The 25,219-nt window shown below is 61.1% G+C and carries 22 protein-coding genes and 1 tRNA gene; 19 read left to right on the top strand and 4 right to left on the bottom strand.

Annotated features, from left to right (window positions below; translation table 11 throughout):
• Positions 1 to 245 precede the first annotated feature (245 nt).
• Positions 246 to 722, bottom strand: a complete 477-nt coding sequence (gene ybaK, locus B5G06_RS07405) for a Cys-tRNA(Pro) deacylase (RefSeq protein WP_087188453.1) — start codon at positions 720 to 722, stop codon at positions 246 to 248.
• Positions 723 to 789: 67 nt separating this feature from the next.
• On the opposite strand from ybaK, the gene B5G06_RS07400 reads away from it, so the two are divergent.
• From B5G06_RS07400 to B5G06_RS07365, 8 genes are all read left to right on the top strand, one after another.
• Positions 790 to 1,830, top strand: a complete 1,041-nt coding sequence (locus B5G06_RS07400) for a M42 family metallopeptidase (RefSeq protein ID WP_087188452.1) — start codon at positions 790 to 792, stop codon at positions 1,828 to 1,830.
• A 297-nt stretch (positions 1,831 to 2,127) separates the two neighbouring features.
• Complete coding sequence (recJ, locus tag B5G06_RS07395; protein ID WP_087188451.1) at positions 2,128 to 4,194, top strand: single-stranded-DNA-specific exonuclease RecJ; 2,067 nt, start codon at positions 2,128 to 2,130, stop codon at positions 4,192 to 4,194.
• A 39-nt stretch (positions 4,195 to 4,233) separates the two neighbouring features.
• The gene (locus B5G06_RS07390; protein ID WP_087188450.1) at positions 4,234 to 6,468 is read left to right on the top strand and encodes a RelA/SpoT family protein; all 2,235 of its coding nucleotides are present in this window, start codon (positions 4,234 to 4,236) and stop codon (positions 6,466 to 6,468) included.
• Between the two features lie 77 nt (positions 6,469 to 6,545).
• Complete coding sequence (locus B5G06_RS07385; RefSeq protein ID WP_087188449.1) at positions 6,546 to 6,758, top strand: hypothetical protein; 213 nt, start codon at positions 6,546 to 6,548, stop codon at positions 6,756 to 6,758.
• Positions 6,745 to 7,956, top strand: coding sequence for an ATP-grasp domain-containing protein (locus B5G06_RS07380; RefSeq protein WP_087188448.1), 1,212 nt, complete (start codon positions 6,745 to 6,747; stop codon positions 7,954 to 7,956). Before B5G06_RS07385 ends, B5G06_RS07380 begins: the two co-directional genes overlap by 14 nt.
• The gene (locus tag B5G06_RS07375; RefSeq protein ID WP_087188447.1) at positions 7,953 to 8,657 is read left to right on the top strand and encodes an aspartate/glutamate racemase family protein; all 705 of its coding nucleotides are present in this window, start codon (positions 7,953 to 7,955) and stop codon (positions 8,655 to 8,657) included. The genes B5G06_RS07380 and B5G06_RS07375 overlap by 4 nt, the downstream gene beginning before the upstream one ends.
• 52 nt (positions 8,658 to 8,709) lie before the next feature.
• A complete protein-coding gene (gene murE / locus B5G06_RS07370; RefSeq protein WP_087188446.1) occupies positions 8,710 to 10,236 on the top strand; it encodes a Mur ligase family protein in 1,527 nt (508 codons plus the stop codon).
• Positions 10,226 to 11,053 carry an epoxyqueuosine reductase gene (locus B5G06_RS07365; RefSeq protein ID WP_087188455.1) on the top strand — a complete coding sequence of 276 codons (828 nt, stop codon included), beginning with the start codon at positions 10,226 to 10,228 and terminating at the stop codon, positions 11,051 to 11,053. Before murE ends, B5G06_RS07365 begins: the two co-directional genes overlap by 11 nt.
• 314 nt (positions 11,054 to 11,367) lie before the next feature.
• Here B5G06_RS07365 and B5G06_RS07360 read toward each other — a convergent pair whose 3' ends face one another.
• Positions 11,368 to 11,946 carry a TetR/AcrR family transcriptional regulator gene (locus tag B5G06_RS07360; RefSeq protein WP_087188445.1) on the bottom strand — a complete coding sequence of 193 codons (579 nt, stop codon included), beginning with the start codon at positions 11,944 to 11,946 and terminating at the stop codon, positions 11,368 to 11,370.
• Between the two features lie 242 nt (positions 11,947 to 12,188).
• Here B5G06_RS07360 and B5G06_RS07355 point away from each other — a divergent pair, with 242 nt between their 5' ends.
• Both B5G06_RS07355 and B5G06_RS07350 read left to right on the top strand, forming a co-directional pair.
• Entirely contained in the window at positions 12,189 to 12,992 is an 804-nt protein-coding gene (locus tag B5G06_RS07355) for a DAPG hydrolase family protein (RefSeq protein WP_087188444.1), read from the top strand.
• A 28-nt stretch (positions 12,993 to 13,020) separates the two neighbouring features.
• Positions 13,021 to 13,470 (top strand): hypothetical protein, encoded by a 450-nt coding sequence (locus tag B5G06_RS07350; RefSeq protein ID WP_087188443.1) that lies wholly within the window; start codon positions 13,021 to 13,023, stop codon positions 13,468 to 13,470.
• A gap of 298 nt (positions 13,471 to 13,768) precedes the next feature.
• On the opposite strand, the gene B5G06_RS07345 is transcribed toward B5G06_RS07350, so the two are convergent.
• Complete coding sequence (locus tag B5G06_RS07345) at positions 13,769 to 16,105, bottom strand: S-layer homology domain-containing protein (protein ID WP_343286356.1); 2,337 nt, start codon at positions 16,103 to 16,105, stop codon at positions 13,769 to 13,771.
• Positions 16,106 to 16,128: 23 nt separating this feature from the next.
• On the opposite strand from B5G06_RS07345, the gene B5G06_RS07340 reads away from it, so the two are divergent.
• Positions 16,129 to 17,127 (top strand): hypothetical protein, encoded by a 999-nt coding sequence (locus B5G06_RS07340; RefSeq protein ID WP_087188441.1) that lies wholly within the window; start codon positions 16,129 to 16,131, stop codon positions 17,125 to 17,127.
• A gap of 104 nt (positions 17,128 to 17,231) precedes the next feature.
• On the opposite strand, the gene B5G06_RS07335 is transcribed toward B5G06_RS07340, so the two are convergent.
• Positions 17,232 to 17,307, bottom strand: a tRNA-Val gene (locus B5G06_RS07335).
• Positions 17,308 to 17,430: 123 nt separating this feature from the next.
• On the opposite strand from B5G06_RS07335, the gene fabG reads away from it, so the two are divergent.
• The 8 genes from fabG (at position 17,431) to B5G06_RS07295 (ending at position 25,182) form a co-directional block, all read left to right on the top strand.
• Positions 17,431 to 18,153, top strand: a complete 723-nt coding sequence (gene fabG, locus B5G06_RS07330) for an elongation factor P 5-aminopentanone reductase (protein WP_087188440.1) — start codon at positions 17,431 to 17,433, stop codon at positions 18,151 to 18,153.
• Positions 18,154 to 18,295: 142 nt separating this feature from the next.
• Entirely contained in the window at positions 18,296 to 19,498 is a 1,203-nt protein-coding gene (locus B5G06_RS07325) for an ABC transporter substrate-binding protein (protein WP_087188439.1), read from the top strand.
• Positions 19,499 to 19,678: 180 nt separating this feature from the next.
• Positions 19,679 to 20,551, top strand: coding sequence for a branched-chain amino acid ABC transporter permease (locus B5G06_RS07320; RefSeq protein ID WP_087188438.1), 873 nt, complete (start codon positions 19,679 to 19,681; stop codon positions 20,549 to 20,551).
• Between the two features lie 10 nt (positions 20,552 to 20,561).
• A complete protein-coding gene (locus B5G06_RS07315) occupies positions 20,562 to 21,653 on the top strand; it encodes a branched-chain amino acid ABC transporter permease (protein ID WP_087188437.1) in 1,092 nt (363 codons plus the stop codon).
• Positions 21,646 to 22,497 carry an ABC transporter ATP-binding protein gene (locus B5G06_RS07310; RefSeq protein ID WP_087188436.1) on the top strand — a complete coding sequence of 284 codons (852 nt, stop codon included), beginning with the start codon at positions 21,646 to 21,648 and terminating at the stop codon, positions 22,495 to 22,497. Before B5G06_RS07315 ends, B5G06_RS07310 begins: the two co-directional genes overlap by 8 nt.
• Positions 22,498 to 22,509: 12 nt before the next feature.
• Positions 22,510 to 23,211, top strand: coding sequence for an ABC transporter ATP-binding protein (locus tag B5G06_RS07305; RefSeq protein WP_343212813.1), 702 nt, complete (start codon positions 22,510 to 22,512; stop codon positions 23,209 to 23,211).
• A gap of 322 nt (positions 23,212 to 23,533) precedes the next feature.
• Entirely contained in the window at positions 23,534 to 24,184 is a 651-nt protein-coding gene (locus B5G06_RS07300) for a stalk domain-containing protein (protein ID WP_087188434.1), read from the top strand.
• A 152-nt stretch (positions 24,185 to 24,336) separates the two neighbouring features.
• Positions 24,337 to 25,182, top strand: a complete 846-nt coding sequence (locus B5G06_RS07295) for a zinc dependent phospholipase C family protein (protein WP_087188433.1) — start codon at positions 24,337 to 24,339, stop codon at positions 25,180 to 25,182.
• Positions 25,183 to 25,219: the final 37 nt, after the last annotated feature.

The following is a 25,219-nucleotide window of genomic DNA, read 5'->3' as shown; positions in this document are numbered from 1 at the left end:
CGGGCGGCCGTTTTTCGTGGGAATCCGTCCCTTTTGCCGGGGAAACGGATTGCCACGCCAGTGTGCGCACTGGCTCGCAATGACAGGTTTGTGCAAAACAGCTATTTTGCAACAGGCCCATGTGCCGCTTTCAGCGGCACGGCCATGAAATCAAAGCGCATGGGCCGGGACGGCCCATATGCGCATAAACTTCATGCGCCACAGCCTTTGCTTGTTTTCGTGGTATGCTCTTGGCGCATAAAGTTTTATTTCGCCACCGGAGCAAACCGGCCCCGCACCAGGACCGCCAGAGCCGCCGGAGCCACCTCCACCTGGGCGCCGATCTTGCCGGCGCTGACGGTAATGGTGTCCAGGCCTTCCACACTCTGGTCAAAGACGGTGGGGAACTGCTTCTTCATGCCCACCGGGGAGCAGCCCCCGTGGACGTAGCCGGTGAGGGGGAGCAGATGGGCCTGTTTGATCATCTCGATGGATTTCTCTCCCACCGCCTTGGCGGCAGCCTTCAGGTCCAGCTCCTTGAGCACCGGGATGACGAACACATAATATTTCTTGCTGGCCCCCTGAGTCACCAGAGTCTTGCATACGCTGGCCGGGTCCTTGTCAATGAGGGCGGCCACGCTGGCGCCGTCCACCGCCCCGTCGGGGTGGGCGTAGTGGTGGGGGGTATAGGGTACCTTCTTCTGATCCAGTACCCGCATTACGTTGGTCTTTTCTTCGGACATGGTTGCATCGCTCCCGTGGTTTGGTATAAGATAAGGACATCATACTACAATCAAGGAGCGGACGCAAATGCTGGATACACAAAATTGTCAGGGCATCATGATGGACATTGCCAAGCGGCTGCTGGCTATCGACAGCCCCAGCGGATTTACCCAGAACGTGGTGCGGGAGGCGGAGCAGATCGCCCAGGACCACAGCTATGTGACCCGCCGCACCAACAAGGGCAATCTCATCGTGTCGGTGCCCGGCCGGGAGAAGAGCAAGAAGATCGGCCTGTGCGCCCACGTCGACACTCTGGGGCTGATGGTGCGTTCCATCACCGCCGACGGTATGCTGAAGATCACCAAGGTGGGCGGCCCCATCCTGCCCACCCTGGACGGCGAGTACTGCCGTATCTACACCCGGGACGGCAAGGTGTACACCGGTACCATCCTGTCCCTGTCCCCCGCGGTCCACGTCTATGATGACGCCGCCACCCGGCCCCGGGAGGAGAAGGAACTGGCGGTACGCATTGACGAGAAGGTGAAGAGCAAGGAGGACGTAGAGGCTCTGGGCATCTGCGCCGGGGACTATGTGTGCTTTGATCCCAAGACCACCGTCACCGAGAGCGGCTTCCTCAAGTCCCGGTTCATCGACGACAAGGGCAGCGCCGCTATCCTGCTCACCCTGCTGCGGCTGATGCACTTTGCCAAGGTGCGCCCCCGCTACGACACCGACGTGTGCTTCACCGTCCACGAGGAGGTGGGCCACGGAGGCGCCACCCTGCCCCAGGTGGATGAGCTGCTGGCGGTGGATATGGGCTGCGTAGGCGACGATCTGAGCTGCACCGAGTATCAGGTGTCTATCTGCGCCAAGGACAGCAACGGTCCCTACGACTATGAGATGGTGAGCCGTCTGGTGGAGCTGGCCAAGGCCAACGGTGTGGATTACGCGGTGGATATCTATCCCCACTACGGCTCTGACGTGGCGGTGGCCTGGAAGACCGGCATGGACGCCAAGGGCGCCCTCATCGGTCCCGGCGTCCACGCCTCCCACGGTATGGAGCGGACCCACTTCGACGGCATGAAGGCTACGATCGATTTGGTGAGCCTGTACCTGGAACTGGGCTAAAAAAGAAAAAGTCCGCTCCATCTCCGCCGAAGGCGGGAGCCCGGCGGAATTCACTTCTGCCGGGCGATAAATGAAAAGAAACGGGGTCCCCGCGGGACTGTAGTCCCGTGGGGGGCGGACTCACTTCGACGGCATGAAGGCTACGATCGATTTGGTGAGCCTGTATCTGGAGCTGGGCTGAGAAAACAGGCGGGCGGCCTTATAGGCCGCCCGCCGTTTTTTTCCAAGGCCTTGTCACAGGGAAAGGCATTTGATATAATAAAGGGTAATTTTAATGGGAAAGGACGGTGGCCGCCCATGAAATATAAACAGTGGAATATGGCGGCCAGCGATCCGGCCGCGGTAGCCGCTCTGGAGTGGGCGGGACTGCCCACTTTGGCGGCCATGACCCTGTGCGCCCGGGGTCTGGATACCCCGGAGAAGGCCCGTGCCTTTCTGGACGCGGGGCGAGGCCAGCTCCAGGATCCCCTGCTGATGAAAGATATGGACCGGGCCGCCGCCCGGCTGGCCCGTGCCCTGGCGGCGGGGGAGACCATTGCAGTCTACGGCGACTATGACGTGGACGGCATCACCTCCACCAGCCTGCTCACCGATTTCCTCCGGCGGGAGGGGGGAGCTGTGATCCCCTACATCCCCGACCGGATGGAGGAGGGCTACGGCCTGAACACCGACGCCCTGGACACCCTCCACCAGGCGGGGGTGAGCCTGGTGGTGACGGTGGACTGCGGCATTACCGCTGTGGAGGAGGCCCGCTACGCCACCCGCCTGGGCATGGATCTGGTGATCACCGACCACCACGAGTGCAAGGAGGAACTGCCTGCCGCGCTGGCGGTGGTGGACCCCCACCAGGCCGACTGCCCCTATCCCTTTAAATGTCTGGCCGGCGTGGGGGTGGCCCTCAAGCTGGTGCTGGCCCTGGGTGGGAAGCCCCGGCAGGAGGAACTGCTGAACCGGTACGCCGATTTGGCGGCCATCGGTACGGTGGCCGACGTGATGAGCCTCACCGGGGAGAACCGCACCATTGTGCGCCTGGGGCTGGAGGCCCTGCGCCACACCGGCCGCCCCGGCCTGAAGGCCCTGCTGCGGCAGGCGGGCCTGGAGGAGCGGCCCCTCAATTCGGTGGCCATCGGCTACACCCTGGCCCCGCGGCTCAACGCCTCGGGCCGGATGGGGTGCGCCTCCCTGGCTGCCGAGCTGCTGCTCACCGCCGATCCCGCCCGGGGAGAGGAACTGGCCATCCAGCTGTGCGAGCTGAACCGGGAGCGGCAGACCATTGAGGCCCAGATTTCCGCCGAGTGCCAGGAGCTGGCCGAGGCCCTGCCGCCGGAGGAGCGCTATGCTCTGGTGCTGGCCGGCGACCACTGGCACCAGGGGGTGGTGGGCATTGTGGCCTCCCGCCTGGCGGAGAAATACTCCTGCCCCGCCTTTATGATCTGCCTTCAGGACGGTAAGGGCAAAGGCTCCTGCCGGTCCTTCGGCGGCTTCAACCTGTTTGCCGCCCTAGAGCACTGCGCCCCCCTGTTGGAGGGCTTCGGCGGCCATGAGCTGGCGGCGGGCTTTACCATTCTGGAGGAGAACATCCCCGCCTTTACCGCCGCCATGAACGACTATGTCCGCCAGTGTACCGGCGGCGCCGAGATGGTGTCCACCCTGGATGTGGATTGTCCGGTGGACGATGTGGGTATCCTTACCCTGGAAGGGGTGGAGGGACTGGACCTGCTGGAGCCCTATGGCTCGGGCAACCCCAAGCCGGTGTTCTCCCTGTCGGGCTGCCTCATCACCGCCCTCAGCGAGGTGGGGGGCGGCCGGCATCTGAAGCTGAAGCTGGCCTCCGGCGGCCGCAGCTTTGACGCCATTTTCTTCTCCGCCACCGCCGCCGAGATGGGGGTGGCCCAGGGAGACCGGGTGGATGTGGCCTTTACCCCCCAGGTCAATGAGTATCGGGGGTGGCGCTCGGTCCAATTCCAGGTGTGCGACCTGCGCCCCGCCCTTACCCGGGCCCAGGCCGAGCGGGCCCTTTTTGAAAAATTCCGCCGGGGCGAGGAACTGACCCGCCGGGAGGCGGCCGCCTTGCTGCCCACCAGAGAGGAGTTCGTGGTTCTCTGGCGCTATTTGAAGGGCCATGCCGGACAGTCTCCTCTGGAGGAGACCGCCCACCGGTTGGCCCGCAACATCGCCCGCTCCGCCGGACGGCGGGAGACCGTCATGCGTACTCTGGTATGTCTGGAGGTCTTTGACGAGCGGGGACTTATTCAGCTGGAGCACACCACCGATCACCTCCACATCGCCCTGCGGACGGTGGAGGGCAAGGTGGATCTGGATGACAGCTGGATCATGCGCCGGCTGCGGGGCATGAGCGGATAAATTTCCCTTTCATTTTTATTTCGACAGGAGGTGCCCTGTATGGACCCCATCCTGGAGCGTTATCAGGCTCTTGAGGACAAAATCAAAACCTATAATCCGGCACTGGATACCCAGCGCCTGTTCAGCGCGTTCACCTATGCGGACAATGCCCACTCCGGGCAGCTGCGTAAGGACGGATCGCCCTATATCACCCATCCCCTGGCGGTGGCCGAGATCGTGGCCGAGCTGGAGCTGGACACCGACTCCATCATTGCCGCCCTGCTCCACGACTGTATCGAGGACACCGGTTCCACCCACGAGGAGATCGCCAAGCTCTTCGGGGCGGTGGTGGCCGACCTGGTGGAGGGCGTTACCAAGCTGACCCGGGTGCAGTATACCTCCAAGGAAGAGGAGCAGATGGAGAACCTGCGGAAGATGCTCATGGCCATGGCCAAGGACATCCGGGTGATCCTGATTAAAATCTGCGACCGGCTTCACAATATGCGCACCATGGAATACCAGTCTCCCAAGAAGCAGAAGGAGAAGGCCCTGGAGACCATGGAGATCTACGCCCCCATCGCCCACCGCTTAGGTATGCAGCGCATCAAGTGGGAACTGGAGGACACCTCCCTGCGCTACCTGGACCCGGTGGGCTACAAGGAGATCTCCGATGAGCTGGCCGCCCGATCTGCCGCCCACGAGGAGTTTTTGGCCACCGTCCAGCGGCGCATTCAGGAGCGGCTGGACGCCGAGGGCATCCACTGCACCATCTACGGCCGGGTGAAGCACGCCTACTCCATCTACCGGAAGATGTACACCCAGAACAAGACCATGGATGAGATTTTTGATCTCTATGCCTTCCGGGTCATTGTAGATGACATCCCGGAGTGCTACAATGTGCTGGGCGTCATTCACGATCTCTTCAACCCGGTGCTGGGCCGGTTCAAGGACTACATCGGCACCCCCAAGCCCAACGGCTATCAGTCCCTTCATACCACCGTCATCGGCCGGGACGGCATCCCCTTCGAGGTGCAGATCCGCACCTGGGAGATGCACCATACCGCCGAATACGGCATCGCCGCCCACTGGAAGTACAAGCAGGGCATGGCCAACACCAAGCTGGGCACCGAGGAGGCCTTTGAGTGGGTGCGCAAGCTGCTGGAGAGCCAGCAGGACGTAGACGCCGAGGAGTTTGTCCGCACCATGCGGGTGGACCTGTTCTCCGACGAGGTGTTCGTGTTCACCCCTCGGGGCGACGTGATCAACCTGCCCGCCGGGGCCACCCCCATCGACTTTGCCTACAACATCCACTCCGCCGTGGGCAACCACATGACGGGGGCCAAGGTCAACGGCCGCATGGTCACCTTCGACACCCCCCTGAAAAACGGCGACATCGTGGAGGTCATTACCTCCAAGTCGGCCCACGGTCCCAGCCGGGACTGGATGAAGATCTGCAAGTCCAACGAGGCTCGCAACAAGATCCGTCAGTGGTTCAAGAAGGAGCGGCGGGAGGAGAACATCGCCACCGGACGGGCCTCCTTCGAGTCGGAGCTCAAGCACGTGGGCCTGTCTCTGGCAGCCATCACTGCTGAGGACGTGCTGCCCTTTATTTTGAAGAAGGTGCGCTTCGGCACCCTGGATGAGCTGTATGCCGCCATCGGCTACGGCGGTATGTCCGCCCAGAAGGCAGTGGTGCGGGTCAAGGACGAGATGACCCGGCTCAACCGACTCCACGCCGAACAGGCGGCCGCCGCCGAAAAGACGGCCCAGCAGCAGGACACCATTTATCCCGCCACCAGCAATCAGCCCACCGTGCCCGTCAAGACCGGCAAGCACGACCAGAGCGGCATCATCGTGGAGGGCATCGACAACTGCCTGGTGAAGTTCGCCAAGTGCTGCACCCCCGTGCCCGGCGACCCGGTGGTGGGCTTTATTACCCGTGGCTTCGGCGTCTCCGTCCACCGGGCGGACTGCCCCAACGCCGCCCCCGAGAAGCGCAAGCCGGAGGAGGAGGGCCGCTGGATCAAGGTATCCTGGGCCAGCGGAGAGTTGTCTACCTACCGCACTTCCCTGGAGATCGCCGCCAAGGATCGGGACGGCCTGACTCTCGATGTGGCCATGGCCCTGTCCACCATGAAGGCCAAGACCACCAGCCTGTCCGCCCGGTCCATGCCCGACGGCTACGCCACCGTCAGCATTGTGCTGGAGGTCAAGAACCACACCGAGCTTACCGCCGTCATCAACAAGCTGGGTCAGATCCAGGGCGTGTACCAGGTGAAACGCGCCGCAGGATAAAAAATAATCTGGGGGCTGCCACAAGGGTCGCCCTGCGGTACGACCACTGCCTTTTCTCTTGTTGAGGAGAACGAATGATGATTCAGAGAGAGATACTGCAAGAAAACGAGACCCTGGACCGGCTGATCTCCCAGTGCTTTGCGGGCGGAGAGCTGCTCCGGCGGGAGCTGCGGCTCACCGAGGCCCAGGCCGCCTATGTGGCGGGCCATTATTGCGCCCAGGTTATTCCCATGGGCGAACATTGGTATGAAATTACCTTCCAGGAGGCATTTTACAATGGCTGCAACTGAATTTGTGCCCGTGCTGTTAGGCTCGGACATCAACGCCTACAGCATGGCCCGGGCCTTCCATGAGGCCTACGGCGTACATTCCGTGGTGTATGGAATGTTCCCCGCCAGCGTGTGCGCCGGCAGCAAGATCATCGACTACCGGGTGCGGGAGCACAACGACCGGGTGGACAAGGTGCTGGAGAACGTCACTGAGGTGGCCAAAGAGCACCCGGATAAGAAGATCCTGGTGCTGGGCTGCGGAGACAACTACCTCAACTCGATCTCCGCCAACCTGCCCAACTACCCCGAGAACGTCATCGCTCCCTATGTGGACCTGTCCATGCTGGAGACCCTGATCCACAAGGAGAAGTTCTACGACCTGTGCGACCAGTACGGCATCGACCATCCGGCCACCTACGTCTACCATAAGGGGGAGGGCCACGGCTTTACCCTGCCTTTTGAGGGCCCCTTTGTAGTCAAGCCCGCCGAGTCGGACACCTACTGGAAGCACCCCTTTTCCACCCAGAAGAAGGCCTACGTCCTCCAGACCCGGGAGGAAGTGGACCAGGTGATTGACGACATCTACAATGCCGGATATGAGGATTCCCTTATCATCCAGGACTTCATCCCCGGAGACGACAGCTTCATGCGGGTGGTCACCAACTACTCCGGCGCCGACGGCAAGGTGCGCCTCATGTGCGTGGGCCACGTCCTGCTGGAGGAGCACACCGCCCACGCCATCGGCAATCACGCCGTCATCATCACCGAGCCTGAGCCCGAGCTGTGCGAGAAGCTGAAGGGCTTCCTGGAAGCCATCAAGTTCACCGGCTTCTCCAACTTCGACATCAAGTACGACCAGCGGGACGGCAAGTTCAAGGCCTTTGAGATCAACTGCCGCCAGGGCCGGTCCAACTACTATGTCACCGGCGCGGGCTACAACCTGGCCAAGTACCTGGTGGAGGACCGGGTGCTGGGCAAGAGCTGTGAGCTGACCATCACGAAAAACCGCCATCTGTGGTGGGTCATTCCCCCCAAGGTGGCCTACGACTATGTGAATCCCAAGTACCATGAGGAGATGAAGGCCCTGGAGAAGGCGGGCGCCGTGGTCAACCCACTGTTCTACAAGCCGGACAACGGCCTGGTGCGTACCCTGCGCATTATGAAGGGCCAGAAGCGGTATGTGGGCTGGTATGCCTCTTGTATGGAGAAAGTCCGATGAGTGAACAACGCCTTGGCATTCTGGGCGGCATGGGGCCCCAGGCCACCCAGGACTTTTATCAGCGGATTCTGGACCGCACCGACGCGGCCAAAGACCAGGAGCACCTGCCTACCCTGATCTGGAGCGACACCTCCATGCCCGACCGCACCGCCGCCATTCTGGGGGGCGATGCGGAGGGCTGCTACCAGCGGCTGCTGGCGGGTGCCCGTCTGCTGGAGGGGGGCGGCTGCACCGTGCTGGCCATTCCCTGCAACACCTCCCACTACTTTGCCGACCGGCTCCAGGGGGATATCTCCATCCCTCTCATCCATATGCCCCGGGAGACCGTTGGGGTGCTGGCGGAGGAGGGGCGGTGCAAGGTGGGCATCCTGGCCACCGACGGCACCATCCGCACCGGTGTGTACCAGAAGGAGTGTACCGCCCGGGGCATTGAGGCCGTCTCCCCGCCGGAAGAGGTCCAGAAGCTGGTGATGAGCATCATCTACGACGAGATCAAGCGGGGGGAAAAGGGCTCCCGGGAGAAATTCGCCGTCATTGACCGCTGGCTCCGTCAGGCCGGGTGCGACAGCGCCATTCTGGGCTGCACCGAGCTGAGCGTCTACCGCACCTATCACGGCCTGCCCGACCACTATCTGGACGCCATGGACGTGCTGGCTCAGCGGTGTATCACCGCCTGCGGCTACAAGCTGCGGATGGTATAAGCAATGGGCCGATGGAGACATCGGCCCTACAAGTTACTGGTGGTGAATGACTATGACCGATTTCCGCCGCCCTTTGGGCGACTATGTGCAGCTGCTGCTGCGCCATGACCTGCTGGCCCACAAGGGGCCGGTCCACGCCGACCTGACCGCCCCGGTGGCCCTGGTGTCCTGCGACTCCCAGGTGGTGATCCCCCACACCCTCTTTCTCTGCAAGGGGGCCAAGTTCAAGGAGGACTACCTGCGCCAGGCCATGGACAAGGGGGCCTTCGTGTATGTCAGCGAGACCCCCTATCCCAACGTGCCCCTGCCCTGCCTGCGGGTGTCCGATATCCGGCAGGCCATGGGCCTGCTGGCCGACCTGGCTTACGGCCACCCCTCCGGCAAGCTGACCATCACCGGCATCACCGGCACCAAGGGCAAGACCACCACGGCCTACTATATCAAGTCCATCGTGGACACCTGGCTGGCCGCCCGGGGCCACCGGGAGAGCGCCCTGCTGTCCACCATCGTCACCGACGATGGCCTGGAGCGCAAGCCCGCCAAGCTGACCACCCCGGAGCCCCTGGATCTCCAGCGCCACCTGTCCAACGCTGTCACCGCCGGGGCGGACTACCTCACCATGGAGGTGTCCTCCCAGGCCCTGAAATATGGCAGGGTCATCGGGGTGGACCTGTCCTGCGCCGTGTTCCTCAACATCGGCGAGGACCACATTTCTCCGGTGGAGCACCCCGATCTGGAGGACTATCTCCAATCCAAACTGTTGATTTTCCGGCAGGCGAAAACTGCCTGTATTTCCATGGACTGCGATCACGCCGCTGAGGTGGCCGCTGCTGCCGCCCGGTGTGAGAAGGTCATTACCTTCTCTCAGAAGGACCCCGCCGCCACCGTGTACGGCACCAACGTCCGCAAGGAGGGGAACAAGATCGCCTTCCACGTCCGCACCCCCCGGTACGAGGGGGAGCTGGCTATCTCCACCCCCGGCCTGTTCAACGTGGAGAACGCCCTGGCCGCCGTGGCGGTGGCTGAGGCCTACGGCATCTCCCGGGAGGCGGTGGAGGAGGGCCTGGAGAAGGCCTTTGTCCCCGGCCGCATGGAGCACTATGTCAGCGCCGACAACCAGATCTCCGTCATTGTGGACTATTCCCACAACGGCATGAGTTTGCAGAACGCCCTGCGGTCCGTCCGGGCGGAGTACCCTGACCGGCAGCTGACGGTCCTCTTCGGCTGCACCGGCGGCAAGGGCATCGACCGCCGGGAGGGCATGGGCAACGCCGCCGGCGAGTGGGCCCACCGGATCATCCTCACCGAGGACGATCCCGGTCCTGAAGAAGTGGAGGACATCTGCGCCGACATCGGCGTGTTCCTCAAGCGGTGGAATAAGGACTACACCGTCATCCCCGACCGGGAGCGGGCTGTGGAGGCCGCCATCCTGGAGGCCCAGCGTCCCGCCGTGGTGCTGCTGGCGGGCAAGGGCTGCGAGGAGGCCCAGAAGCGGAAGAACGGCCCCGAGCCCTGTATCCCAGATGGAATCCTGGCTCGCCAGGCTTTGGATAAGTATGACCGTGACCATGCTGAATAAGGCTTTTGCCGCCGCAGGCGCCGCCGCCTGGGGCGGCTTGCCGTTTTCGGAGCTGGCGGCGGATATGACAGAGGCGGCGGTGGAAAAGGCGACGGCGCTGTGTCCCAACCCCCGTACCGTGCTGGTGGCCGCCTTCCCCTACTACGCCGGGGACCGGCCTGGCAACCTGTCTCTCTACGCCCGCGGACGGGATTATCATCAGGTTGTCACCGGAAAACTGAATACCATCTGTGATATTTTGCGAGAAAAATACGAAAATGAGGTGTTTTTGCCCGCCGCCGACAATTCCCCTCTGCCGGAGCGGCAGGCGGCCTGGCGGAGCGGCATTGGCCTGCGGGGGAAGAACGGGCTGGTGATTTTGCCTCCCTACGGCAGCTATGTGTTCCTGGGCACTATCCTCACCGACGCGGCATTGGACCTGCCGCCCCGCACGCCGTCCGCCCACTGTGTGGGCTGCGGCAAGTGCCTGACCGCCTGTCCCGGCGGCGCCCTGGGGGAGGATGGGGTGAACCTGTCCCGCTGTCTGTCCGAGCTGACCCAGAAGAAGGGGGAGCTGACTGGTGAGGAGGCGGGGCTGGTGAAGGCTCACCCCCTGATCTGGGGGTGCGACACCTGCCAGCGGGTGTGCCCCTACAACGCCCATCCCGCCCTGTCCCCTCTGCCTGAGTTCCGGGAGGATCTGGTGGATGCCCTGGACCGGGCCGACCTGGAGGGGCTCACCAACCGGACCTTCCGGGACAAGTATGGGGATCGGGCCTTTGCCTGGCGGGGGCCCGCCCCTCTGCGGCGCAACCTGGAATTGAAAAAGAGTATGTAACAATCCCCCCGCTCCGGAAGTTCCGGAGCGGGGGGACTCAGTGTGTCGAAGTTTTTCGACACGCTTCTCAAAAATGCAAGCATTTTTGAGAGGGAATGCAGGCCGCCGCGCGCATGGCCCCAAGGACCACACACTTGCGGCCTGAGAAGGGTGTTTTCCGACGTACACGCCGCCGGAAAACACAATTTTGACCCATTTCCGTCCTCTGCGGACGGCGGAACTCTGCGAGGCTCCTGCAGCAAAAATCGCAGAAATACATTTTATCGATAGACTAAATCCCCTCGCTCCGGAACTTCCGGAGCGGGGGATTGTTATTATCGGGGTGAAATGGGCTTCAGACTGCGGGCCAGCAGGTCGTCCATATAGCGGCACAGGGTTTGATCGGGGATATCGGGGCATTCCATGGTGATATGGGTATATAGTCCAATCAGGGCGGAGGAGAACATCACGCCCTGGATCACCGCATCCAGCTCGTTGACGTTGCGCTGCTCCAGCTTGCGGCGGAGGCTCTTCACAATGTCTTTTTTCCAGCGGTACACAAACATAGGATCTCCGCGGTTGCTCAGCAGGACCCGGTACCAGTCTAGGTTTTCCCGGATATGCGTAATGGTGCGCAGGGCGGTGTCGGTGGCGCTGCTGTGGTCCATGATGTCGGGCAGATTACGGCAGATTTCCCACAGGGCGGAGAGCAGCCGGTCCTCCACACCCTGCAATACTGCAAATTTATCCTCAAAATAAAGGTAAAAAGTGGAGCGGGCTATACCGCATACTTGGCAGATGCCGGCAATGCTTACGCCGTCGATACCGTCCCGCTGGTAAATTTCCAGAAAGGCGGATTCAATATCCTGAATAGTGCGCTGGCGGTTCAGCGTCCTGCGGGGGGGCATATCCATCAACTGCCTCTCATTAGAAATCAAAGAAGGTTTGCGGATCTGCTGCAAAATAGGGGGTACTTTGCTTAAATTATTATTATATTTGACCAAGAATAAAATTGCAACAAAAAATCGGAGGGGAATGGACACTTTGCCTCCGTTTGTTCAGTTACTGTACGGTAGATTTTTGTGTGATGTGTATAAATAGAGGTAGTTTATGCTATCTTTTTCACACAGAACAAACAGAAAAAGGAGGAGCTGTTATGAGCCAAAGACCTGTTCTTACCCCGGAGGAGCGGGCGCTGTCTTACGCCAAGTACTATGATCTGCCCATTACTCCCATTCCCCAGGAGAAACTTGCCATCTTGGAGGGCGGCCCTATTGATCCCTCTCTGGCCCTGAAGATTGAGGATCGCAACGATTTGTTCCTGCCCGGCTATCTGCCCTGTGAGACCGGCTACTGTGTGATGCCAAACGGTACCGGCTATCTGGCCAACCGCACTGAGATGCCCGGCGTCACTCCTGAGATGTTTGAGTGGTGGTTTGCCTGGCACGGCCTGAACGATATGCGCTACCGCATCTGGGACCCGGAGGACCACTTCTACGCCCGTCAGCAGAATCCGGACAAGGTGCTGGACCCCAGCGTGCCTATGCGGGAAAAAACTTGGGGCACCGTTCACCATGTATTGGAGGACGTAGGAGGCGGTCCCGACGAGCTGATCCTGAACTTCCGCTATCCCCATGAGCTGGGATACGACGAGTCCAAAGTTGGTACCCCCGCCTGCGCCACTATGATGTGCGCCAACGGCCATGGACCGGTACCCGGCCAGGGTGTGGCCGCCATCATGACCCACATGGTTAGGGAGATCGAGGGCGGGATCGAGCTGCGTTCCCGCTTCTGGATCGGCTACGGCCTGGTGGACGGCCAGGTGGTCAAGCTGCTGCCCGACGGCGTCAGCGTGCCCCCGGTGGTGCCCATGGGCCTGTTTGCCCATAATCTGAAGGAATTCGGCCATCTGGCCACCATCCTGCCCTCCCTCTACGCCGAAGAGAAAGACCGCTGGTAAGCGGAACAGACGGAAAAGGAGAAGAATTATGTGTAAGAAAAAAGATTTTCCTGTAGTAATGAATGTATTTCTGGCCTTTTTCATTACCCTGGCGGTGACCATCTTCAACCTGGCAGTCAACAATAACCTGAATGTTCCCGCCCTGGTGGTTGGTATGGTTTACGGTTTCTGCCTGAATCTGACGCTGGAGACGCTCATTGACCTGCCTGCCTTTGGCAATTTCTTTGTCAAGGCCTTTCACCTGAAAATGGAAAGTATCGGAGCATACTTTGTGCGGATCTTTTTCATCGTGCTGCTGCTGGTGCTGCTGATGAGCTCCATCCTGATGTTCTGTGAAGTGGGCTTTCTGCTGGGTACGGGGTTCTTTGGTTTTTGGATCACCAAAGTGCCCGCTATCTTCCTGGTGGCCTATATAACCGCGCTGATCTTCTTCCCCCTGTGTATCAAGGGCGCCCAGGCGCTGTGCACCCGGGACTGAACTGCATACATAACCGTCAGCCCCTCCGTTCGGTACGGAGGGGCTGCTTTTGTCCATAAAGCTCCTCCGGCAGGCGGAGGAGACGTTGGAACGGCTTGCCTGCCCGCTCCGATACCGGAGGCGGGCAGCCGCTGTGGGTGGCCTGGTCCGCCTTGTCTGACTGAATGGTATCGCCAATGCCCCAGGGTTAAGCGGTCTCCTTCAGTGGTGGACATCTTGTCCAGAGGGGGACAGACCACGTTCTTGGCAACAACAAGGGCGCGCTGCTGATGCAGCGCGCCCTTGCCGGCATGGATCTTTACTTCTGCAGACCCTGCGCAAAGTTCATGAAGATCTGCGCCACTTCCGCGCGGGTGGCGGTGCCGGTGGGATCCAGAACGTTGCCGCCCTTGCCGGACAGCAGCTTGGAGCCTACCGCCCACTCCATAGCCTCAGCGGCCCAGGAGGAGGTTTTGGCGCCATCGGTGAAGGTGGTCAGATCGCCCCTGGCGGACACATCGTAGCCCTTGCTCTCAGCGTAGCGGTACAGGATGGTAGCCAGCTGCTCGCGGGTCACGGTGTCGTTGGGAGCGAACACGGTGTCGCTGTAACCCTTGACGATGCCCTCGGCAGCCGCCCAGCGGACCGCCTCGGTGTACCACACGCCGCTCTCCACATCGGTGAAGGACAGGGTGGCGTCGGTCTCGGGCTGGCCCTCCAGCCGCCACAGGATGGTGACCACCATGGCCCGGTTGGTGGTCATGAGGGGGGCGAAGGTGGTGGAGGAAGTGCCGTCCATCAGCTTGCTTTCATAGACGTACTTGACGGCCTCATAGAACCAGTCGTCAGCCTTCACGTCGGTAAAGGGCAGGCCGGTCTCCACGGGGGTATCGTCCTTGGTGAAGGAGGCCTCCACAGTAACGGCAGAGGCGGGCATGGCAAAGGTGTACTTGCCGTTGCCCTTGTCGGTGAGCTTGAGCTCATTGCCGTTCTTGTCGGTGACGGTGAGGGTATCCAGCTTGTAGCCTTCGTCAGGCTTCACGGTCAGAGTGACGGTGAGGCCCTTGGGGGCGCGGGTGCGGCTGGAAGTCACAGTGCCGTTGTCGCTGTCCTCCACGGTGATGACGTAGGCAGTAGAGACGGTGGGGCCCTCAGGATCCACGGGGGCGCCCTCTACATCCACGGGCATGACGGCCTCGTAGGTCTGGCCGTTGTAGAGTACGGAGCCGCGGACGTACTGGGTGTCTTCGGCGTTGGGGTTGTAGGTGGTGCTGTCCCAGGTCACGTCGCAGGCGACACCGAAGCCGGTGGACAGCTCCAGAACCACCTGCTCAGGCAGGTTGAGCATCTCAAAGGAAGTGCCGTAGTCCACGCCCAGGCTGGTGGGGTTCACCAGCACATTGACCACAGTGGGTTCGTCGGACAGGTTGACGGTTACGGAAGCGGTAAGGTTCTCCTCGTTGAGGATGGCGGTGCCGGACAGGTCCAGTGTGCCGGTCAGGTCCTGGGGCTCCGTGGAGGCGGCATCATAGCCCTCAGCGCTCCACTCTACGGGGAAGCGGAGGGTGGTGCCGTCGGACAGGGCAACTACGGCGCACACAGGCAGCTCCAGCTCGTCAAACGCGGTGTTGAGCCGGCCGTAGGCCACAGAAGGCATTACGGTCTCCACCACCACATCCTCAGGCTCGCCCGGCTCAGTGGGATCCAGGTAGCGGGTACCGGTGACCTCCAGCTCGTTCAGGCCGATGGAGTGGCCGAAAGCGCTCTGGTTGATACCGGTGAAGTAGAGACGCAGGTAACGAGTACCCTCCGGAATGGCGGCTTCAAAGTTAGTCAGGGCATCGGTGCGGCCGTCGCCGCTCATACCGGTGTAGGTTCCGATGGTGGTCCAGCAGCTGGCGTCCTTGGCGTTCTGACCCTCAAAGGCGATCTCATCGCTTACCGTACCTACATTGACAGTGCTGTAGTCGGTGGGTACAAAGTCAGAACCGGCCACTTGTACCACATAGTCGCTGGGCCATACCTTGGCATAATAGCTGGAGGAAACCTCAGTGATGTCGCACACATCCTCACCCAGATCCACCACGATCCAGGAGTCGGCGGTGTCATCGACCTTCATCTTGTTGCCGCTCCAGCGAGTGTCAAGTTTACCGTCCACAGCATCAGCGGCGAAGGTCTGATGATTGACCTCAAGGCCGGAAGCATAGACAGGGTGCTCCAGAGCCAGGTTCATAGGCTCGGATACTTCCGCAGCTGCACCGCGGCTGCCATAGACCTCCAGCTCTCTGAGGCCGATGGAGTTGCCGGCGGCTGCAGTGTTCAGACCCGTATAATATACGCGGATATAGCGGGCGCCGTCCGGGATCGGATTCTCCAGCTCGCCGGTCAGATCGATGGTGTCGATCTGGTTGGCAGTGCCGTCGGTGCGCTGGCTGACGGAGTACACGGTGGTCCAGTCATCACCGTTGGTGGCGGAGAACTGGATCTGGTAGTCGGTGGGCCACACCCTGGCGTGATAGTAGGCCTTGATGCTGGTGATCTCGCCTACCTCTTCGCCCAGGTCTACCACTACCCAGGCAGGAGTCTGCTGATCGCCCACCATACCCTGAGACCAACGGCTATTACGGCACCTATCTGGATCTGTATCTGGCGGAATTTACCCAGAATCTCCAGTGGTATGTGGACAATCTGGACTACGCCTCCGACTGGACCTGGTTTGACGAGGAGGGCAATGCCCTCAGCGACGAGGAAGTGGCGGCTATGACCAGCCAGGACAAGGCGCAGGCCTTCCTGGAGGGCCGCTACGCCAAAGGCACCTCCGCCGGCGGCCCTGGAGGCGGCATGATGGGCGGCGGCCGTGGGGATCTGGGCCAACCTCCCGAGGGCCTGGAGGAGGGGCAGCTGCCGGAAGGCATCCAACCTGGCCAGGGCGGCGACGCCGGCAACCGGGAGATGATTGTAGGTACCCCCGATGCGGGCACTACCCAGGCCTCGGGCAGCACAGTGGATTCCAACAACTACGCCACCTATGAGGAGATGGTGGAGGCCTACCGGGCTGACATCGAGAGCATTCAGGCCGGAGATGAGTACGGCAACAACCTGGTGGAACTCTACAATCCCCTGAACTATATCGGAGCTGAGGACACGGAAGACCCCACCTGGGTCAAGATTCTGTGCGGCGCGGCGGAGGGCGACATCTCCATGTTCAACTCTCTGAATCTGCAGATCGCCATGCTGAACGCCGGTATTGACGCCGAACTCCAGTGGCAGTGGGACGGCGGTCATGTACCCTCCGAAGTGCTGGGAGACTCCTTCAGCCTGTATGTGGATCAGATGTACGGCCAGTATGTGGAGGGTGCGGCAACCGTCACCAAGGCTGAGGCCCAGCCCCAGACCACCAACGGCACCGCCACGGAGGCCAGCGGCACTGACCTGACCGGCTGGGTCAGCATGGAGAACGGCACGGTGTCTTTCTCTCTGGCCGACGCGGCCGCCTACCGCACGGCCGGAGCCAGCAAGGCCATGCCCGGCTTTGACGTGATCGATTACGGCCAGGAGGACTATGTGTTCGGTACGGCGGAGCAGGATGCCCGCCATTGGGACAGCGTGCTGCTGGATATCTTCAAGACCTATGCCGACGTGCTGGCACCCCTGTTTAACAACGGAATAGCCTCCTGACGAATGAGAATAAAAGCCATCCGCCGGAACAGAATACCCATGAGGATGGCTTTTACAGAACAAAGAAAAAACCCTTGAAACCGTTTGGTTTCAAGGGCTTTATATGGTGGACGATACAGGACTTGAACCTGTGACCTCCCGCACGTCAAGCGGATGCTCTACCAGCTGAGCTAATCGTCCGAACAGCATGGACTATTATAGCGAAAAGAAAGGTGCTTGTCAATACTTTTTTTAAATTTCTCTTTTCAAGGCTGGGAAGTGCTGGTATACTGAGAAAAACGCCGTGAACAAGGAGGAAATGGTATGGCAGGACGGGTGGTTCTCATTACCGGCGGCAGCCGGGGCATCGGCGCGGCGGCGGCCCGGCGGTTTGCCGCCGGGGGAGACCGGGTGGTGGTCAACTACTGCCGCTCCAGAGAGAAAGCGGAGGCTCTGGCGGAGGAGATCGGCGGCTGGGCGGTCCAGGCCGACGTGTCAGACTCGGCCCAGGTACGGAATATGGTTGACAATGTGTTGGATAAATTTTGTCAACTTGACATTCTGATATGCAACGCAGGCATTGCCCAGCAGAAATTATTTGGCGATCTGACGGACGAGGATTGGCGGCGGATGTTTGCCGTCAACGTGGACGGAATGTTCTACACCATCCGGGCGGCGCTGCCTCATTTTATCCATCGCAAGGCGGGAAAAATTTTGACTTTGTCCTCTATGTGGGGACAGGTGGGAGGCTCCTGCGAGGTGGCCTATTCTGCCGCAAAAGCTGCTGTCATCGGGCTTACAAAGGCTCTGGCCAAGGAGGTTGGGCCCTCTGGGATCACGGTGAACTGTGTGTCTCCCGGGGTCATTGATACCGAGATGAACGGCAACCTGGGGCCCGAGGATCTGGCCGCTTTGGCGGAGGAGACCCCCCTGGAGCGCATCGGCCGGCCGGAGGATGTGGCGGAGGCCCTGTGGTATCTGGCTTCCGACGCTGCAAACTTTATCACGGGACAGGTTTTGTCCCCCAATGGCGGACTGATTATCTGAAAATGCCTGCCTATGTTCATAAATTGTTCATACTTCACACAAGGGCCACCTGCTGAAGGGCGGCCCTTGTGCATTTTTAAGGTTGACAATTTCCGACGACACGCATATAATTGTCAACAACTTCTTGAAGGAGGAATGAACGATGAAAAAGTCTCGCATCCTGTCTCTTGCGCTGGCGGGTGCGCTCAGCTTCTCCATGCTGGCCGGCTGCGGCGGCGGCACCGAGAGCGGCTCCGCCAATACCCCCGCCGGTGGCAATGAAACCACCAGCGGCAGCACCGAAGGCACCATTCAGATCGGCGGCATCGGCCCCCTGACCGGCTCCGCTGCTGTTTACGGCCTGGCCACCAAGCAGGGCGCCGAAATCGCCATTGAGGAGATCAACGCTCTGGGCGGCCTGCAGTTCTCCCTGAATTCCCAGGACGACGAGGGTGACATTGAGAAGGCTGTTAACGCCTACGGCAAGCTGAAGGACGACGGCGCCAAGATCATCTACGGCTGCACCACCACCAACCCCTGCGTGGCCGTGGCCGCCGAGACCTATAACGACCGCTACTTCCAGCTGACTCCCTCTGCCTCTTCCACCGACGTGACCGCGGGCAAGGACAACGTGTTCCAGGTGTGCTTCACCGACCCCAACCAGGGTGTGACCGCCGCCAACTATATTAAGGACAACAACCTGGGCACCAAGGTCGCTGTCATCTACAACAACGGCGATGCCTACTCCACCGGCATCTACAACTCCTTCCAGGCCACTGCCAAGGAGATCGGCTTGGAGGTTGTGACCGTTCAGACCTTCCCCGATGACACCAACACCGACTTCAACGTGCAGCTGTCTGCCGCCAAGGACGCCGGCGCCGACCTGGTGTTCATGCCCATCTACTACACCCCCGCTTCCCTGATCCTGTCCCAGGCCAAGAGCATGGGCTATGAGCCCACCTTCTTCGGCTGCGACGGTATGGACGGTATCCTGGACCTGGAGGGCTTTGACAAGAGCCTGGCCGAGGGCCTGATGCTTATGACTCCCTTCAACGCCTGGGGCGAGGACGAGCGCACCAAGACCTTCGTCAGCGAGTATGAGGCTGCTTACGGCGGTATCCCCAACCAGTTCGCCGCTGACGGCTACGACTGTATGTACGCCATCTATGAGGCCTGCACCGCTGCCGGCGTTACCGCCGACATGAGCGCCGAGGAGATCTGCGAGGCTCTGATCGCTCAGTTCACCTCCAGCGACTTCAGCGTGGACGGCCTGACCGGCACCGGCATGACCTGGTCCGCCAACGGCGAGGTCTCCAAGGCCCCCGTGGTGGTCAAGGTCGAGGGCGGCGTGTACGTCACCCAGTAATCTGGAGCAGAATACTACCGCTTAACAGGGACTCAGAAGCGGGTTGCCGGGGGGACCCGGCAGCCCGCTTTTCCCCATGTATCCCCAATCGGATGTATGGTGGAAACATCGGCAGCCCGCAGGACCGCCGATGTTTCTGCCATGCACAGAACAGAGAAAACAAGTAGAGAGGTGAATGGTTTGAGCTTCCTCAATAATCTGATCACCGGTATCAGCCTGGGCAGCGTCTACGCCATCATCGCCCTGGGCTACACCATGGTGTACGGCATCGCAAAGATGCTGAACTTTGCCCACGGCGACGTCATCATGGTGGGCGCCTATGTGACCTTCTTTGCCACCGGCAGCTTTAATCTGCCCCCTGTGGTGGGCGTACTGCTGGCTGTGGTGGTGTGTACCGTCCTGGGCGTCGTCATCGAAGGACTGGCCTACAAGCCCCTGCGTCAGGCGTCCTCCCTGGCGGTGCTCATCACCGCCATTGGCGTCAGCTATTTCCTGCAAAACGCCGCCCTGCTGCTGTGGGGCGCCGATCCCAAGGTGTTTACCCCCGTCATCCCTGAGGGCTCCCTGCCCATCTCCGGTGTGAACATCACCTATGTGTCTCTGGTTACCGTACTGGCCTGCATCATCATCATGCTGGCCCTCACCTGGTTCACCAGTAAGACCAAGATGGGCAAGGCCATGCGGGCCTGCTCCGAGGATAAGGCGGCCGCTCAGCTCATGGGCATCAACGTCAACCGCACCATCTCCATGACCTTTGCCATCGGCTCCGCTCTGGCCGCCATCGCCGGTGTGCTGCTGTGCTCCAGCTACCGGACTCTGATGCCCACCACCGGCTCCCTGCCCGGCATCAAGGCCTTTACCGCTGCCGTGTTCGGCGGCATCGGCTCCATCCCCGGCGCCATGCTGGGCGGCATCCTGCTGGGTATCATCGAGACCTTTGCCAAGGTGATCAATACCAACATCTCCGACGCGGTGGTCTTTGCGGTGCTTATCATCGTGCTGCTGGTGAAGCCCGCCGGCCTGCTGGGCAAGACCGTCCGCGAGAAAGTGTGAGGTGAGGGATATGAAGAAATTGACTTCCGGCCGGAAACGGCTGATCAACAACACCATCACCTACGCCATTGTCATTGCGGCCTTTGTGATCCTTCAGGTGCTCAATGCGGGCGATATGCTGTCCTCCTCTCTGCAGGGCCAGCTGGTGCCCATCTGCGCCTATATCGTCATGGCTCTGTCCCTCAATCTGGTGGTAGGTATCTCCGGTGAGCTGAGCCTGGGCCACGCCGGATTTATGAGCGTGGGCGCCTTCTCCGGCGTAGTGACCGCCATGTCCCTCCAGGATGCCATTCCCAACGGAGCGGTCCGCCTGGTGGTGGCCATGATCGTGGGCGCGGTGCTGGCTGGTATTGCCGGCGTCATCGTGGGTGTGCCTGTGCTCCGTCTGCGGGGTGACTACCTGGCCATCGTGACTCTGGCCTTCGGCGAGATCATCCGCAACATCATGAACGTGCTCTATGTGGGCGTGGATAAGAACGGCCTCCACTTCTCTCTGGAGAATGAGATGGCCCTCAACCTGGAGGAGGGCGGCAAGGCCATCCTGAAGGGGCCCATGGGCTTCACCACCAACGTGAAGCTGGCCTCCTTCACCGCCGGCTTTATCCTGGTGCTCATTGCCCTGACTGTGGTGCTCAATCTGGTGAACAGCCGCTCCGGCCGGGCCATTATGGCCCTGCGGGACAACCGCATCGCCGCCGAGAGCGTGGGCATCGGCGCTACCAAGTACAAGCTGATGGCCTTCGTTACCTCCGCCGTTATGGCGGGCGCCGCGGGCGTGCTCTACGCCATGAACTTCTCTTCCGTGGCCCCCAAGAAGTTTGACTTCAACACCTCTATTCTGGTGCTGGTGTTCGTGGTGCTGGGCGGTATCGGCAACATCCGCGGCTCCATCATCGCCGCCGCCTTCCTCACCTACCTGCCCGAGCTGCTGCGTGCCATCAACCTGGATGAGTACCGGATGCTGGTGTACGCCATTGTGCTCATTCTGGTGATGATCGCCACCAATAACCCGGTGATGCGCGGATTCTTCAACGGCATCAAGGAGAAATTCCGCAAGTCGCCGGAACAGCCGGCCGAGAAGGGAGGCGTCAGCCATGAGTAAACCCAAGCGTCCCGAGACCAAGCTGGTCCCGGTGCCCAGCCCCAATATTATCCCCGAGCGCGACATCAAGCAGACCCCCATCCTGGAGTGCCAGCACCTGGGCATCGACTTCGGCGGCCTCACCGCCGTGAATGAGTTCAACATGGCCATCGGCCGCACCGAGATCGCCGGCCTCATCGGCCCCAATGGCGCCGGTAAGACCACCGTGTTCAACCTGCTGACCAAGGTGTATCAGCCCACCCGGGGCACCGTGCTGCTGGACGGCATTGATACCCACAATATGTCCACCGTTCAGGTGAACAAGGCGGGCATCGCCCGTACCTTCCAGAACATCCGCCTGTTCGACAACCTGACGGTGGAGGACAACGTAAAGATCGGCCTGCACAACCATGTCCGCTACCCCATGTGGAGCGGCATCCTCCGCCTGCCCAGCTACTGGAAGAAGGAGAAGCTGGCCCATGAGAGCGCTCTGGAGCTGCTGAGCATCTTCGATATGCAGCATCTGGCCAACGCCAAGGCGGGCAGCCTGCCCTACGGCGCCCAGCGCAAGCTGGAGATCGTCCGTGCCCTGGCCACCAACCCCTCTCTGCTGCTGCTGGACGAGCCGGCGGCGGGCATGAACCCCTCCGAGACCGCCGAGCTGATGGACAACATCGTCAAGATCCGGGATACCTTCCACATCGCCATTCTGCTCATCGAGCACGACATGAATCTGGTTATGGGCATCTGTGAGGGTATCTGCGTGCTCAACTTCGGCCAGATCATCGCCAAGGGCACCCCCTCGGAGATCCAGAACAACCCGGAGGTCATCAAGGCCTATCTGGGCGACCAGAAGGAGGTATAAGCCATGGCGGTATTGCTGGACGTCAAGAACATCAACGTGTACTACGGCGCCATCCACGCCGTGAAAGACATCTCCTTCCACGTGGAGGAGGGGGAGATCGTCACCCTCATCGGCGCCAACGGCGCCGGTAAGACCACCACCCTCCAGACCGTCTCCGGCCTGCTCCACACCCGCACCGGCTCCATCGAGTTTATGGGCAAGCCCATTCAGGCGGTACCTGCCTCCAAGCTGGTGGCCCAGGGCCTGGCCCAGGTGCCCGAGGGCCGCCGGGTGTTCCAGCAGATGACGGTGGAGGAGAACCTGGAGATGGGCGCCTTTACCCAGCCCAACTCCACTATTGCCCCCAACCTGGAGCGGGTGTACGCCCAGTTCCCCCGACTGAAAGAGCGCCGCAAGCAGGTGGCGGGCACCCTGTCCGGCGGCGAGCAGCAAATGCTGGCCATGGGCCGTGCCCTCATGTCCAACCCCAAGCTGCTCATGCTGGACGAACCTTCGATGGGTCTGGCCCCCATCCTGGTGGAGCAGATCTTCGATATCATCAAGGAGCTGCACAAGGCGGGCACCACCATCCTGCTGGTAGAGCAGAACGCCCAGATGGCCCTGAGCGTGGCCGACCGGGGCTATGTGCTGGAGACCGGCCGGGTGACCCTGACCGGTCCGGGCCGGCAGCTGCTGGCCGACGAGGCGGTGAAGAAGGCCTACCTGGGCGGTTAAGCCCCAATAAAACGAGAGAGAAAGCGCGCTGCAATTTGCAGCGCGCTTTTTTTAAGAAAAGCTATGGCGGAACTAAATTTAGTGTGGTAAAATGATGGGGTAAATATTGGAATGTCTGGAAGGGGAGGGATATGCAGCGAGCATATTCTTCCGGACCGCGCTGTCTGAAACAGGCCCTGACAAACCGGCCAGAGCCGTTTTGGAAGAAACCGCCCTCCATGCCGGAGCGGAGATCAAAAAGGGAGGAAATCTGTAGAAAAAGACGCTGCGTAAACGTATCCTGGCTGGCGCTGCTGTTGCCGCCCTGTTGTGCGGGACGGCTGTGGCGGCCAGTACCGTCACCACCAAGATGATCGAAGCCAACTACATGGGTATCAAGATCGTGGTGGACGGGGTGGAGGTCACCCCCAAGGACGCCAACGGCAAGGTTGTGGAGCCCTTTGCCAGCAGCGGCACCACCTATCTGCCTGTCCGCGCCATCGGTGAGGCTCTGGGCAAGGAGGTCACCTGGGACGGCAGCACCGCCACCGTCTATGTGGGCGAGGTGCCCGGCCAGGCCACCGACTGGATGAAGAAGCTGCCCCCCTATCAGGTGAGCACCAATACCAAAATCTTTGACGGCAGCGATCCCAAGAGCTATATGACCATTTCCGGCAACAAAATTGCTCAGGGTGTCCAGATGTCGGGCGGCTACAAGAATGAGGGCTACGCCATCTGGAACACCAACCTCCAGTATGACACCATGACCTTTACCATCGGCCATGTGGACGGCTCCAAGGAGTACAAGATCAGCCTGGACGTGTACCTGGACGGCGAGCTGGCCGAGACCTATACCATTGACTGGAGCGACGCCCCCCAGACCATCACCATCTCCCTGGACCACGCTGCCAATGTGCGGCTGGAGACTCTCAACGTGGAGGGCACCAGCGGCTGGAACCATGAGTTCGGCATCTACGACATCTCCTTCTCCTGAATCCACCCAAAGGAGCGCGCCGCAGCGGCGCGCTCCTTTTTATATGGAAAAAGATTTAACATTTTTCTGCTTTCTCTCCCTGACACAGCGTGATACAATAAACACATATAATGGATCGTTATGGACTGTGACAGGAGGGAATCGACGGAACTATGCCAAATTACTACGCGCATCTGAAATTTGGAGATAAAGTACTGGGCGGGCTGCCTCAGCCTCTGGCCCAGGTCATCGATGAGGAGCGGGAGGCCTTTGATCTGGGCTGCCTGGGTCCCGATCCGCTGTTTTTCTACCAGCCCATCCGACCCAACGCTGTCCGGCGGGAGGGGGTGCGGATGCACCGCAATTCCGCCCTGCCCGCCGTGGAGCGGCTGCGCCAGGCCATTGAGGAGGGCGTACCCATGTCGGTGGGCTACGGAGCCGGATTTTTGTGCCACCTGGCCCTGGACAGCGCCTGTCACGGCTATGTGGACGAGCGGGCCGCCGACGGACCCATCTCCCACATGGCCATGGAGGGGGAGTTCGACCGGATGCTGATGGAGAGCGACGGCCTGGATACCGTCAGCCAGGCCCATCTGCCCACCCCGCCCCAGAAGGGAAGCCAGGTGTGGGACGCCGCTGCCTGTGCCTATATCCATGCCTCTCCCCGGCAGGTCCGCCGGGCCTACCGGGCCATGAATTTTTACTTGGGCTTCTTTGCCCGCTCCTGCGGCACCCGCCGGGGCAAGGTCATCGGCGCCGTCAGCCGGATGCTCCCCATCCAGTCCGCCAAGGATGTGGCCCTGAAGGAGACCCCCCATCCCGCCTCCCTGGAGAGCAGCGCCGACCTGGACCGGCTGCTGGAGGGTGCGGTGGATGAGACCACCCAGCAGATCGACGCCTTTTTCCAGGCCATCCGGGAGGACGCTCCGGTGCCTCTCTGGTTTGACCGGGACTTCAAGGGCACGCCCCAGGCGGGGGAGAAGGGGTGGACCGCGGTGCTTAACGGTTCTCTGTCCTGAAACAATCCCAGTATGATGCGGGCGACCATAAAGGTCG

Source organism: Flavonifractor sp. An52, assembly GCF_002159385.1.
In the GTDB taxonomy this organism is placed as follows: Bacteria; Bacillota; Clostridia; order Oscillospirales; family Oscillospiraceae; genus Flavonifractor; species Flavonifractor avicola.
The sequence above is the reverse complement of the archived record's forward strand: the minus strand, read 5'-3'. Positions and strand labels throughout refer to the sequence as shown.